Source organism: Singulisphaera sp. GP187 (genome assembly GCF_900129635.1).
Classification (GTDB): Bacteria; Planctomycetota; Planctomycetia; order Isosphaerales; family Isosphaeraceae; genus Singulisphaera.
Map to the genome: position 1 here is coordinate 171813 of NZ_FSRB01000003.1, position 12820 is coordinate 184632.

Below are 12820 nucleotides of genomic sequence, written 5' to 3' on the forward strand. Positions count from 1 at the left end.
CATACCGATATTAGCATTCAGGCAAGGAGGCTATGGACGACTTGCGCATTGGTCACATCGGCATCGGTCAGACTATCGTCCCGGCCATCGTGAGGGTAGGTGAGCCGACGATGGTCGAGCCCCAGGGAGTGGAGCAGGGTGGCCTGGAGATCGTGAACCGTGACGATGTTCTCGACCGATTTGTAGCCGAACTCATCGGTGGCGCCATGACAGTAACCCTGCTTGAACCCGCCGCCAGCCAGCCAGAGGGAGAACGCGTGCCGGTTGTGGTCGCGACCGTCGGTCCCCTGGGAGATCGGGAGGCGGCCGAATTCGCCGGTCCAGAGCACGATCGTGGAGTCGAGTAAGCCCCGCCGTTTCAAGTCCAACACCAGCGCGGCGCTCGGTTGATCGGTCCGGGTGCAGAGCCCCTTGAGCGTCTCGGCGTTCTTGCTATGGGTGTCCCAGGGTTGCCCACTGAGAAAGAGTTGGACGAACCGGACACCGCGCTCGACCAGCCGCCGCGCCAGCAGGCAGCGCGTGCCGTACTCACGCGTCTCGTCGCGGTCGAGACCGTAGAGCCGCTTGGTCTCCGCGGTCTCGTCCGAGAGGTCGAGGACGTCCGGAACGGCAGTCTGCATCCGCGCGGCGGTCTCGAAGTTCGCAATCCGAGCGTCGAGCTCAGATCGACCCGGATGCTTGCGCAAGTGGATTCGGTTCAACTCATCAATGAACCCGAGTTGCCCTGTCCGCGCCGCGGGAGTCACCCCCTCGGGGGTGATCAGGTTGGGCACGGGCGCGGCCCCCGAGCGAAACGGAGTGCCCTGATAGACCGCCGGCAGCCAGCCCGAGGTCCAATTGCGGACACCATCGACCGGCAGACCGCCCGGGTCGGTTAAAACCACGTAGGCGGGCATCTCCCTGTTCTCCGACCCAAGCCCGTAGATCAGCCACGAACCCAACGTTGGCCGCCCGGCCTGGAACTTGCCTGAGTGGATCAGCCTGAGCGCCGACTCGTGGTCGACCGACTCCGTCGACATCGAACGCACCAGCGTGATCTCATCGACGATTCGCGCGGTGTGCGGGAGCAGTTCAGAGAGTTCGAGGCCCGACTCGCCGCGAGGCCGGAACGAGAACGGCGAGGCGAGCAGGTTTCCCTTCTGGCTGTCGAAGTGAACCTCGAGCTTTCCCGGGTACGGCTTTCGATCCCAGCGCGTCAGTTCCGGCTTCGGGTCGAACAGGTCCATCTGGCTCGGCCCGCCATGCTGGAACAGGCAGATCACCGACTTCGCGCGCGGCGGCTTTGAGGCTGCCACGGGCGCGGCGTGGAGCGACCGGTCGTCCATCGCCAGCAAATCCGCCAGCGCCAGTGATCCCAAGGTTCCGGCGAAGCGGCTCAGGAAGGCGCGCCGATTGTGGCGGAAGTCGTCGTGTCCGAAGACGCCCATTGCCCGATCCCTCCCGGCCTGAAATTCAATCATTCCACGTATAAAAAGGCATTACTTGCCAGGAGTGCCTGACAGAAGTCGGCCCAGGAACGTTCGGCCGCGTCGGCCTGCCCCGGGTAGTGGGCCGGCTGGGCGTCGACGAACCGCATTGCCGCAACCCGCTCTTCCTCGGTCGGCGGCCGACCGACCGCGACGAGGAAGGCGTGAGCGATCTTGCCCTCAGCGTTCGGACCGGCTTCACGCTCTAGCCGCTTGGCCAGGGCACGGGAGCGGGCGAGCACGAAGTCGGAATTGAGCAGGCTCAACGACTGCAAGGGGATGGTGGTCGCGTTGCGCCGGGTGCAGTTGATGACGATCGAGGGTGCATCGAAGTCTTCGAGCACACCGACGACATGGGTTCGTCGCTGCTGGAGGTACACCGAGCGCCGATGGGCCCCATCGACCGACTCGTCGACCGCGACGGTACCATTCCCGTTGCGATTGGCGGCCACATAGGGGCCTCCCATCCGCCCGTCGAGTTCACCCGAAGCGGCGAGCATCGCGTCGCGGATCGCCTCGGCATCGAGCCGCCGCATCGGGTAGCGCCCAAGCAAACGATTGTCAGGGTCGCGTGCTTCGCCTTTCGCGTCCGGGCTGCTTACCTGGCGGTAGGCGTTTGAGGTCACGATCAGCCGGTGCAGGGCTTTGGCACTCCAGCCGCTGTCGACCAGGATTCTGGCGAGTTCGTCCAGGAGCGCCGGATGCGTGGGAGGAGAACCCGAATAACCGAGGTTTTCCGGAGTTGCGACCAATCCGACGCCGAAGTGGTACTGCCAGATGCGATTGGCCGTGACCCGGGCCAGCAGTGCCGACGACCGCGACCCAGGCCGAGTGATCCAGTTCGCCAGCGCCAGCCTTGCGCCCGTCGATGACGACCCCTCAAACGGCGGCACAACCTGGAATGGGTGATCCGAGTCGCGCAGAACGGAGGGGACCCCGGGCTCGACCACCGGTCCCCGGCTCGCGTAGTTTCCCCGCAGCAGCAGGTGAACCTCGGGTGGAGTGGTCTTGAGGTCGTGAACCCAGGCGATCTTCCCTGGCCGCCCGCCCCGCTTCGAATCGAGCGACTTCAACGCATCGGTGTATTCTTTGAGCTTCGCCTTCCGAGCCTGAGCGTTGGAATCCTCGGGCGCCTGCTCCCCCCCCTCGATGAGCAGGTTGTCGACCACGAAGCTGCGGTCACAGCAGTATTCGAAGCCAAATCCTCCGTCGGGCAAGTCAGCCGCGGTGAGCGTTACCGCGCGCCCTTCGGGCTGCCAATCATACACATGTTCGAGGCGAAACTTGCCTTCTCCTTGATTCGTAATCCGCACGCCAAAGCGATGCCCCGGCTCGTAGCCGATTCCGCCGATCGTGCCGACCGCGCGCGAGTCCGCTCCCGGGTAGTCGACGTGGACCTCGGCCCCTCCCGACGGGTTTCCGTCGATCAGGACATTGCCCCCCTTGGCGGGGGTCTTATCCTGATAATCCGCCAATGCAAGGTAATAACCGACCCGCGCGGCCGGAACGCCATCCTCCTTGACCTTGCGGGCAACCAGGTCGAACGTCACCTGGATCCACCCGCCGACGTTGTCGGGCGTCCAGTCGAACGCCTGGCTCGTCGACAGAAAACGATTGCCCCCCGTTCCCGACTCGAGGATCTTCAAGGTGCCGTCCTTGACGACGGCCCCAGGAACCAGTTCGGAGTCGATGTTGACCGGCGGCGTCCCGAACGGCATGTCATCCGCCGGAGCCTTGGCGATCCAACGCGGTGCCAGTCGACCCGGCGTGTCGTCGAACGCGTCCTGGAACCGCACATCGCCTTTGCTGCGGTTCTGTTCCGACCAGACCCGAAACGCGGCTTTCAAACTGGCGATCTGACCATCGATCCCCTTCGTTCGCGCGGTCCACTCCGCCAACTCCGCGGGGACCGGCGCCTCCACCACCCGTTCGTTCGGCTTGACCCAGCCGTCCACCGGAAACGCCGGGTAGAGGATCGCTTGCAGTTGATAATAATCCTGCTGCGTGATCGGCTCGAACTTGTGGTCGTGGCAGCGGGCACACTGGAAGGTCATCCCAAACAGCGAGGACCCGAGGATCTCGATCGCCCCTTCGAGCACCGCATAACGATCGGCGCGAAGCTCATCGGGATTGCCGTCACTCTCGCCGGTTCCATCCTGCGAGTTCCGCAAGTAGTGCCCGGCGACAAGCTGGTCAACCACTTCGGGCGTCACCGGGGAGCCAGGCCGAAAACCGGAAAGCTCATCACCGGCCAGTTGCTCGCGGACGAACTGATCGAGCGGCTTGTCCTGGTTCCAGGAGCGAATCACGTAGTCGCGATAACGGTAGGCGAGGGGCCGGTCGCTGTCGGCCGCGAAGTAGCCGTTGGAGTCGGCATACCCGGCGGCGTCGAGCCAGTACTTACCCCAGCGCTCGCCATACCGCGGTGAGGCCAGGTAGCGTTCGACCATTCGCCCATAAGCGTTGGGGCGGTCGTCGGTGAGGTAGGCCGCCACCTCCGCGGGGGTCGGTGGAACGCCGGTCAGGTCAAAACTGACGCGACGGATCAGGGTCGACCGATCGGCCCCGGCCCCCAGGGTCAGTCCCTCGGCCTCGAGTTCTGGCAGAAGGAGCCGGTCAATCGGATTCGCGGCGCCTGGGTGGCTGCGAACCGCCGGCAGAGTCGACGAGCCGAGCGGCGCAAACGCCCAGTGGTCGGCCGCCTCCGGCGTTCCCGCGACGAGCTTCGGCAGACCAGGCGCCCCCGCTTCAATCCAGCGCTCGAGGATCCGCTTCTCGTCCGCGGTCAGCGGCTCGTCGGGCGGCATCTCCTCATCGGCGACCCGCGTCCAGAGCAAGCTTTCGTCGAGCCGACCCGCGACGACGAGGTCTCCTGTTTTCCCACCCCGGGCGAGCCCATTCGGCGAGGCCAGGCTCAGCTTCGCCTCCCGCTTGGCCGGCCCGTGGCACTTGACGCACCGGACCTTCAGCAGCGGCATCACTTGCCGGTCGAACGAGGGCGTCGACGGCCCATCATCGGCCAGCGCCATGCTCTGGCAGATGATCCCCAAGACCAAGCTGCTCAGGACCGTTCCTCGGGTCATCAGCACCTCACAACCATCGAGTCAATTCGCGGAAAGCCAAAGGCAAGCGTCCGGCAGGCCATAAGCTCGCGGTTTCCGTTGTGCGGGCATCCTCTCGAATCACAGTTCCCAAGCGGCCACGGACCTCGAGTGGAGATCGACAAGACGCTATTTCCTGTCAAACGCAATCAGGACATTCCAAAGTCGCTTCGATCGGGATTGCGATGCTTTCGTGGTGGGACGAATCGGAAGTCGCGGTTGGTGTAGAATACCCGGCTTCACCCGCGCGAAGCCACCTACTTCCGCGGCGTTCCCCGGCTTGGACTCAAACCCAGGACCGCAGACGGCTCATCGCAAGCTTTCCAGCCATTCGTCGAAGTAAGCCTGCTGCTCCCCGATCGTCACAGAAACAAGCGACTCATTCGAAGAGAAAATCGAAACCAGATCCTTGGAGGCGGCGGCTCTGCCCTTCTCCAACTTGTACGCCAAGTCCCCAGTGCCCATCCCTCGACTCATGCGGGACGGGTATACACCTCGGCTGGCCCCCAGGCAAAGGAGGCGATAGCCATCGGGCTCGATAACCTGCCGGATCTGACAGAGGGCGTCGAAGTAACCTTCTTCCGAGTCGGCGGAAACCGTTGCTCCATTGAAGGACAATTCCAGGCGAACCGTAACGGGATCGTCCGGCGACTCGTCCCACAAGACGAACGTGCCATTCAGAAGCGTCCCTTCCGGTGCCCGTACCTGGACCGGCTTCACTTCAGGCATTGATCACCGCCTAATCGCTAAGCCGCGGAGGGGATGGTACACTGGAACAAGCCACGAAACGACCAAACCACGAAACACAAACATATTTAGACAAGAGATTCAACCAACATGGGTCTGTCTTGCGCAAAATGCGGGTCGACCGAGATTCTCACCGATATCCCTGTCATCTCCGACAATTTGCCGACGGGCGCCGTCTCCGCCCTGGCTTATCGCAGGCCGGGCGCACGAGTCTTCAAGAGGCCAATCACTCACCCCTTCTTGGCCCGAGTCTGCGGTATCTGCGGATTCGCCGAATTCTATGTCGAGAATCCGAAAGGCCTCTTGGCCGTCGCAAAACAGGTCGACACAGACGTCTGAACGCCTCTACAGTCAATCTGCTCACCCTAACGGATAATGATACCAGGATCGAATCAAGTCGAATCATGGTGGTCACTTCAAGCTCGGATCCTGACCTCATTTCCGCATCCCAGTGAGGACCGCGAGGGTTGAGGCCTGTTCCCGGGCCCAGGCGTTCCGACGTGTCCCCCGCTCAGCAATCGATATCGAGCCATCATTTTCTACTGGTATGGTGAAGGGACGCCCGTAGCCGTGGTGCGTGGTAGACCGTTGTGGCACGAGTGGAGGAGGTCTGCAAAGGCGAGGTCTACGACTGGTACCCAGAGAGGAGGTCTCAATCCCGTCCTCTCCAAAACTCAGCAACTGTCAAATAGTAACCATCGGGTGCCGGATACTTTACACGGAGCCGGCCGCCACTTCACCGCCGTTTTTGAGGGCTTCCCACTCGTCCCACGAGTAGAGGACCTCTCGCGCGGAGCCGCTCTTGAATTCGCCGACGATGCCGTCTTCGGCCATGAAGTCGATCAAGCGAGCGGCGCGGCCGTAGCCGATGCCGAGGGCACGCTGGAGGAGGGAGCAGGAGCCGCGACCTTCGCGAATGATGATCTCGATGGCCGGTTCGTAGAGCTCGTCACGCTCCTTCAGGGCCGCGCCTCGCTCCTTACCACCGGGGCCGCCGCTGACCTGCATCTGCACCAGCTCGCGACTATACTCGGCGGGGAATTGCTCGAGATACTGACAGACCCGATTGACCTCGGCGTCGGAAACGTACGTCCCCTGCGCCCGGACGATGTGCGAGGTGCCGGGGAAGAGGAAGAGCATGTCACCATTGCCGAGCAACTTGTCGGCGCCCATTTCGTCGAGCACGACGCGCGAGTCACCTCGGCTCGCCACCTGGAACGCGATTCGCGCGGGCAGGTTACCTTTGATCAGGCCGGTGATCACGTCGACCGTCGGCTTCTGGGTCGCGACGATCAGGTGCATCCCGACCGCACGGGCCTTCTGTGCCAGGCGGACAATGTGCGACTCGACCTCTTTGGCCGCCGTCATCATCAGGTCGGCCATTTCGTCGGCGATGATCACGATGTACGGCATATACGTCGGGATCCGCGCCATCTCCTCGTCGTCTTCAGGGCGGAGACGCGAGTAGATTTCGTCGGCACCAAGCTGATTGTATGTCTGGATGTTGCGGACGCCCGCCCGGGCCAGGTAGCCGTACCGTTCGTCCATCTTGTCACAGGCCCAGGACAAGAGCGACTCGGCCTTCTTCATGTCGGTGACGACCGGGTGCATCAGGTGCGGGATCTTCTTGAACTGCGACAGTTCGACCATCTTGGGGTCGATCAGGATCAGCTTCACCTCATCCGGGCGCTTGGTCATCAGGATCGAGAGGATCATCGCGTTGAGACAGACCGATTTACCGGTTCCGGTTCGTCCCGCGATCAGCAAGTGGGGCATGTCGGCCAGGTCGAAGGCGAGTGGGGCCCCCTTGACGTCCTTGCCCAGGAAGAGGGGGATCTTGAGCTTGTCGTTCCGGTTATGAATCTCCGTGACGACTTCGCCGAGCTTGACCATCGCCCGGAGTTCGTTGGGGACCTCGATCCCGACCGTGGTCTTGCCCGGGATCGGCGCCACGATCCGGACGCTGGGGACCGCCATCGCGATCGCCAGGTCATCGGCCAGGCTGATGATCCGAGAGACCCGCAAGCCCGCTTCCAGCTCGATCTCGAACTGGGTGATCACCGGACCGGTATCGATCTGGACGACTCGCACGTTGTAGCCGAAGTCGAGCAGGGTCCGTTCGACCAGCAACGCCCGCGCGTTGATCTTCGCCTCGTGCTCGTGGACCGGGAACGAGGGAAGTGGTTCCAGGAGTTCGAGCGGCGGGAGCTGGTAACCGCCCCCGGCCGGCGCGGACGGAATCGGCGCGGACGGATTCGCAACGGCCGGCTTGGTCACGGTGGGCTGATTGAGACCGCGAGCCCCCGCGTCGGGAATCAACTCGTCAGGCGATGGCGGGCGACTCAGCGCAGGTCGCGAGGTGATCGGGGCCAGCCGCGTCGTCGTGTCCACCAGCGCGAAGTTGCCCGGCATCAGCATCGCCGGGTTCGCGGCGGGAATCGGCTCGGCCGCCTCGACCGGCTTCCGCCTGGCCTTGATGCCGAGGACGCGAACCACCTCTTGAAACGGCCAGACGAAGAGGGCCTCGGCACAGAGCGAGAGACCGACCAAGCCGGCCGCCGCGAGAATCAGGAGCATCCCGAGCAGGCCGAACTGCCCCTCGAAGAAGGCCACCGCCAGCGCACCGAGGTAACCCCCACTCCCCACCAGAGGTCGTGGATCGAGGTCTCTGCCGTACTTGTGAACAAGTGCTGCCGTCACGGCCGTCAACAAGGCGAAGCCAGCCGCGGGGCCGACTCGCTCGGCAACCGACCGCCGGGCGAACCAGAGGAGGTCGATCGCCGCGAGGCCGAAGACGACCAGCAGTGAGGTCCAGCCCACCGACGTGAACAGGACGTGAGCCAAGGCGGCCCCGACCGGACCGCACGGGTTGGCGGGCGACGTCCGGACCGGCTCGGTCGAGTGACCGGGCGGGTCGGCCGGGTCGTAGTGAGCCAGGCTCAGAGCCAGAAAAATGATCGCCAGCAAGAAGGCCGACGCCGGACCGTTGCGCGTCAGTCGCTGTCGATCAAGCATGAAGATTCCTCGGCGCGCCTGAAGATGAGGGAGTCCGGGGATGACCTGCCCCGCGCGCCGTTGCGCGAGTGTCCAAGTCCCGGACCCGTCTACTTCAGATCGGCAGCGACGAGCGAACAGCTTTCAAATTCCCGCCGCGGATCATGCGCCTGTGGGCCTGATGCGACTATTCTGACGGTTGGGTAAGATCGACGGTGCCGCCCTCTTCGGCTTCCTCGGTCGGCTCGGTGTTCTGAAGGTTGCCCGACATATCGAGGTAGATTTTATCTTGCATGATCTCCTGGATCACGACCGCCATCTTGTCGGCGCCTCGCGATTCGACCAACGGCCGTGCGCCCTGGTTGAGCGCGATCATCCGCTTCTGGATCAGGGTCGACAGCTTGAACCGGCCGCCAACCTTGTTGACGATGTATTCTTCCTTCAGTTCTTCGAGCATCGGGGGATCAACCTCCACAACCATGTTGGACAAGCAGGGCGACCAGGTCGTTGACGGCCTGGTCGAGTTCGCTATTCATCAATGAAAAATCGTAGCGGTGGACTTGTTCGTGTTCCCACCGTGCATTGGCCAGACGGCGAGCGATCGTTTCTTCACTGTCGGTGGCACGATCGCGCAACCGTGATTCGAGGATCGCGAAGCTCGGGACGTTGACAAAGAGCAGCAAGGCCGACGGCACGCGTTCCTTGACGAGCAGGGCCCCTTGGACGTCGATCTCGAGAAGCACGCACTCGCCTTTTGCCAGTTGGTCGCGGACCGGCCCCGCGGGAGTGCCGTAAAGATTCCCGTGGACCTCGGCACTCTCGAGGAACTGCCCGCGCTCGCGTTGCGCCTCAAACTCCTGACGCGACAGAAAAAAATACTCCCTGCCGTGCTCTTCGCCGGTCCGAGGAGCACGCGTCGTCGCGGAGATCGAGAGTCGCGTCTTCACTTCCGGACGCTGCAGCGCCAGCCGAACCAGGGTGCTCTTGCCAGAGCCCGAAGCCCCTGAGACCACAATCAACCGGCCGGGCAAATTCTCCCAGTCATCCATCGCAAATTCCGGAAAGGGATCCAATATCAACACACAAGAGACTTCAAAATTGATCTTTCATCCATGAAATCGAGTGATGACACAATCGATTCTTGGGAGGGCGATCGATCATTCCACGTTCTGAATCAACTCGCGGATCTTTTCCAGGAGACCCTTGATCTCGACGACGCACCGGCTGATCTCGACGTCGTTGGCCTTCGAGCCAATCGTGTTGGTCTCGCGTCCCATCTCCTGGACGACGAATTCGAGCTTGCGCCCCGCGCTTTCGGGCTCGTGGATCACGTCGATGTATTGAGCGAGATGGGCGCGGAGCCGGACGATCTCCTCCGCGATATCGGCCCGCTCGGAGAGGATGGCGACCTCGCGAATCAGGTCCTTGGGCTCGATCGTGACCCCTTGCCCTTCGACAAGGCTCTGAACCCGCTCGATCAGCCGCTTCTGATAGGCGGCGACGACCTCGGGCCCCCTCGTGACGATCTGGTCGAGGTGGGTCGCCACAGCCTTGCCGAGCACGAGCAGCTCGTTGGCCATCGCCTTGCCTTCCTCGGCCCGCGCCAACTGAAGCTTCACGAGCGCCTGCGAAATCACACCCGAGAGTGCGGGCCAGTCTTGGTGCGGGTCGTCGGTGGAGGGCTTGCGCTCCTCGACCACGCCGGGCAAGACCAAAAGCGCACTCAGCGGGGTCGACACCGACGAGTTCCCTTGCAAGGCGTCGAGCTGGTCGCGATAGCTCGTGAGCGCCACCACGTTCAAGCGGTAGTCCTCAACCCGACGGGGGCGGTCGATCCGTAAGACCACTTGCACCGTCCCACGGCGGATCGTCTCGCGCACCAGCCGCTCGAGATCGGGCTCGAGCGCACCATAGGGGTCACTGATCTTGGCGCTCAACTTGAGATGGCGGTTATTGACCGTCCGGATCTCGACGCTGACCGTCCAGCGCTCCTCTTGAAGCCTGGCCTCTCCGAATCCGGTCATGCTCAGGAGCACTTCGACCTCATGGCGGGTTCAGGGAATGAATGTTAGGAAGGCGCGCGCTCGAAAAAAGCCAAAATCAACGAGGAAGAGGGGTCGGCCCCTCATCCCCCCTTACTTCTTCGTGGGGGGAATCGGAGCGGGAACCGCGGGGACTTCGATCGGCTGGGGAGAGGTGGACGTTCCGCTCGGGATCGCCGGCGCGGGGGTGGAGCTAAGGTCTGCACCGCTCGACTTCTTCGACTTGGTGCCCGTGGTCGAAGCCGCCCCCTTGGTGACCTTCGAGGTCCCGGAATCATTTCCCCAGGCGGAGTCGCCACCCCGGTTGGAGATGATCACCATCAGCATGCAGAGGACGATCCAGAAAGCGGCCACGCTCATCGTGACCTTGGTGAAGACGTCTCCGGCCTTGGTACCGAAGGCGCTCGAACCACCCATGCCGCCGAATGCGCCCGCCAGGCCTCCTCCTTTACCGCGCTGGATGAGGACCAGGCAGATCAGGAAGAACGACGCAAGGATCAACAGCGAATCGAGAATGCCGATCAGGATATTCACGGCGAGAGTCCTTCCGCGAGGAGGGTGTTAAAAATAAAGGAAGCGTCGTCCCGATCGGAGGGGACGACGCGCGGCGATTCCCGAAGGCTCGAATTCAGACCTGGCCCTTGGCGGCGACAACCTGGGCCGCCCGGATGATTCCCAGGAAGTCCGCCTCTTTGAGGCTGGCACCACCGACAAGAGCCCCGTCGATGTCGGGACAAGCGAGCAGCTCAGCCGCGTTGTCGGGCTTAACGCTCCCCCCGTATTGGACAACGATCCGCGCCGCGGTCGCTTCGCCGAACAGCTTGGTCAGCCAGTCGCGAATAAACTCGTGGACCCCTTGCGCCTGGGCCGGGGTGGCGGTCAGACCGGTGCCGATCGCCCAGACAGGCTCGTAGGCGAGGACGATCCCGACCATCTGTTCGGCCGAGATCCCGGCGAGGGACCCGGTCAACTGGCCGGCAACCACGTCTTCGGTCTGGGCCGCTTCGCGCTCTTGAAGGGTCTCGCCGATGCAGACGATCGGGATCAAGCCCACGGCCAGGGCGGCGTGGAGCTTGGCGTTGACCTGGGCGTCGGTCTCCCCCATCCCGTGCCGCCGCTCGCTGTGGCCGAGGATGACGTGGGTGCATCCGGCGTCGTTGAGCATCGCCCCCGAGATCTCGCCGGTGTAGGCGCCTTCGGTCTTCCAGTGCATGTTCTGCGCACCGAGACCGATCGGCGAGTTGGCCAGGGCCGCGTCCACCTGGTCGAGAAAGAGCGCTGGGGGGCAGACCGCGACGCGGACGTCGGCCGCCGGTCCGACGCCGTTCTTGACCGCCTCGGCCAGGGCGACGGCTTCCTTCGCCGTCGCCGGATTCATTTTCCAGTTACCCGCGATAAACAGGGGACGCATCAGACAGTCACTCCCTCACAAGCGTCGATCGTCTTGCCCAGGAGTTGGGCAAGCTGCCGCAACTCCACCATGAGCTGGGCGTATTGGCGAGGCAACAACGCCTGCGGCCCGTCCGAGAGTGCTTTCTCGGGACAGGAGTGAACCTCGATATGGATTCCGTCGCTGCCGGCGGCGACTCCCGCGAGCGACATCGCGGGGATCAGGTCGGGCCGACCGGTCGCGTGGCTCGGATCCACGATGATCGGCAGGTGGCTCAATCCTTTGACATTCGGCACGATCGAGAGGTCGAGCGTGTTGCGGGTCGAGTCCTCGAACGTCCGCACCCCGCGCTCGCAGAGAATCACCCGGCGGTTGCCCTGGGCGAGCACGTATTCGGCCGACATGAGCAGGTCTTTGACCGTCGCGCTCATCCCGCGCTTCAGCAGGACGGGGATTCGAGTCTTGCCGACTTCCTTGAGCAGGTCGAAGTTCTGCATGTTCCGGGCGCCGATCTGGAACAGGTCGGTATAGCGTTCGACCAGCTCGATCTGCCGCGGATCCATAACCTCGGTGACGACCGGCATGCCGAACCGCTCACCCGTCGCCTTGAGCATCTTGAGGCCGTCTTCGCCGAGCCCCTGGAAGCTGTAGGGGGAGGTTCGCGGCTTGAACGCACCGCCGCGGAGCACGTTGGCCCCCGCCTCGCGGACCTTCTCGGCGATCTCCACCAGGAGCGGCTCGCTCTCGATGGCGCACGGGCCGGCGATCATCATCAGGTGGCCGCCGCCAACCTTGATCCCCTTGATGTCGAAGACCGAAGCCTCGCCGTGAAACTCGCGGCTGGCGAGCTTATAGGGCTTGAGGATCGGAACCACCTGCTCGACCCCCGCGATCGCCTGGAGCGGCTCGGCCTGCAACTTATCTTCGTCACCAATGACGCCAATGATTGTCCGCGCGACCCCCTGGCTCAGGTGCGGGGTAAAGCCCAGGGCTTCGATCCGCTCGATAACGTGGTCGATAACCTCCTGGGTCGCATGCGGCTTCAGAACGATGATCATGAGGGTCCTCAGGCTCCCGGCC

The 12820-nt window shown here is 63.4% G+C and carries 10 protein-coding genes; all 10 read right to left on the minus strand.

What is annotated here, in order from left to right; genetic code table 11:
• Positions 1-17: 17 nt before the first annotated feature.
• The 10 genes from BUS42_RS36695 to aroF all read right to left on the minus strand — a co-directional run bounded on the left by BUS42_RS36695 (position 18) and on the right by aroF (position 12798).
• Positions 18-1427: a DUF1501 domain-containing protein gene (locus BUS42_RS36695; protein WP_254054057.1), complete on the minus strand. Its 1410-nt coding sequence runs from the start codon at positions 1425-1427 to the stop codon at positions 18-20.
• Between the two features lie 29 nt (positions 1428-1456).
• Entirely contained in the window at positions 1457-4549 is a 3093-nt protein-coding gene (locus tag BUS42_RS36700) for a PSD1 and planctomycete cytochrome C domain-containing protein (protein WP_074317480.1), read from the minus strand.
• Between the two features lie 327 nt (positions 4550-4876).
• Positions 4877-5296 (minus strand): hypothetical protein, encoded by a 420-nt coding sequence (locus BUS42_RS36705; RefSeq protein WP_074316048.1) that lies wholly within the window; start codon positions 5294-5296, stop codon positions 4877-4879.
• A gap of 732 nt (positions 5297-6028) precedes the next feature.
• Positions 6029-8329: a DNA translocase FtsK gene (locus BUS42_RS36715; RefSeq protein WP_074316053.1), complete on the minus strand. Its 2301-nt coding sequence runs from the start codon at positions 8327-8329 to the stop codon at positions 6029-6031.
• Positions 8330-8495: 166 nt separating this feature from the next.
• Complete coding sequence (locus BUS42_RS36720; protein ID WP_074316055.1) at positions 8496-8765, minus strand: DNA-directed RNA polymerase subunit omega; 270 nt, start codon at positions 8763-8765, stop codon at positions 8496-8498.
• Positions 8766-8772: 7 nt separating this feature from the next.
• Positions 8773-9357, minus strand: coding sequence for a guanylate kinase (gene gmk, locus BUS42_RS36725; protein WP_074316057.1), 585 nt, complete (start codon positions 9355-9357; stop codon positions 8773-8775).
• Between the two features lie 108 nt (positions 9358-9465).
• Complete coding sequence (locus BUS42_RS36730; protein ID WP_254054058.1) at positions 9466-10332, minus strand: YicC/YloC family endoribonuclease; 867 nt, start codon at positions 10330-10332, stop codon at positions 9466-9468.
• Positions 10333-10443: 111 nt separating this feature from the next.
• Positions 10444-10884 carry a preprotein translocase subunit SecG gene (gene secG / locus BUS42_RS36735; protein ID WP_074316061.1) on the minus strand — a complete coding sequence of 147 codons (441 nt, stop codon included), beginning with the start codon at positions 10882-10884 and terminating at the stop codon, positions 10444-10446.
• Positions 10885-10978: 94 nt separating this feature from the next.
• Positions 10979-11761 carry a triose-phosphate isomerase gene (gene tpiA / locus BUS42_RS36740; RefSeq protein ID WP_074316065.1) on the minus strand — a complete coding sequence of 261 codons (783 nt, stop codon included), beginning with the start codon at positions 11759-11761 and terminating at the stop codon, positions 10979-10981.
• Positions 11761-12798, minus strand: coding sequence for a 3-deoxy-7-phosphoheptulonate synthase (gene aroF, locus BUS42_RS36745; protein WP_074316068.1), 1038 nt, complete (start codon positions 12796-12798; stop codon positions 11761-11763). The genes tpiA and aroF overlap by 1 nt, the downstream gene beginning before the upstream one ends.
• Positions 12799-12820: the final 22 nt, after the last annotated feature.

Coding starts and splice junctions, on each gene's coding strand:
- BUS42_RS36695 (WP_254054057.1), bottom strand. CDS start 1,427: ATGGGCGTCTTCGGACACGACGACTTCCGCCACAATCGGCGCGCCTTC.
- BUS42_RS36700 (WP_074317480.1), bottom strand. CDS start 4,549: ATGACCCGAGGAACGGTCCTGAGCAGCTTGGTCTTGGGGATCATCTGC.
- BUS42_RS36705 (WP_074316048.1), bottom strand. CDS start 5,296: ATGCCTGAAGTGAAGCCGGTCCAGGTACGGGCACCGGAAGGGACGCTT.
- BUS42_RS36715 (WP_074316053.1), bottom strand. CDS start 8,329: ATGCTTGATCGACAGCGACTGACGCGCAACGGTCCGGCGTCGGCCTTC.
- BUS42_RS36720 (WP_074316055.1), bottom strand. CDS start 8,765: ATGCTCGAAGAACTGAAGGAAGAATACATCGTCAACAAGGTTGGCGGC.
- gmk (WP_074316057.1), bottom strand. CDS start 9,357: ATGGATGACTGGGAGAATTTGCCCGGCCGGTTGATTGTGGTCTCAGGG.
- BUS42_RS36730 (WP_254054058.1), bottom strand. CDS start 10,332: ATGACCGGATTCGGAGAGGCCAGGCTTCAAGAGGAGCGCTGGACGGTC.
- tpiA (WP_074316065.1), bottom strand. CDS start 11,761: ATGCGTCCCCTGTTTATCGCGGGTAACTGGAAAATGAATCCGGCGACG.
- aroF (WP_074316068.1), bottom strand. CDS start 12,798: ATGATCATCGTTCTGAAGCCGCATGCGACCCAGGAGGTTATCGACCAC.